Genomic DNA, 239 nt, shown 5'->3' on the forward strand with positions numbered 1-239 from the left:
CCGGGCATAGGCTGCCGCAAGCTGTGGCTGATGCTCTGCTCGGTCTTCGGCCGCGAACGGATGCCCGGCCGCGACCGCTTCTTCCGCCTTCTCCGCCGGCGGGGCCTCGTGCTGGCGCGCCCGAAGCCCCGCCGCACGACCGACTCCAACCACCGCTACCACAAGTGGAAGAACCTCGTGCGCGGCTTCACGCCTACCGCCGCGAACCAGCTGTGGGTGGCCGACATAACCTACATACC

The 239-nt window shown here is 69.0% G+C and carries 1 pseudogene; it reads left to right on the top strand.

The annotated features are described in order from the left end of the window. Positions 1-239 (top strand): annotated as a pseudogene (locus H6A34_RS14825) (IS3 family transposase); the annotation flags it as partial.

The sequence above is a fragment of the Marseilla massiliensis genome, from assembly GCF_016899855.1.
Taxonomy (GTDB): Bacteria; Bacteroidota; Bacteroidia; order Bacteroidales; family Bacteroidaceae; genus Prevotella.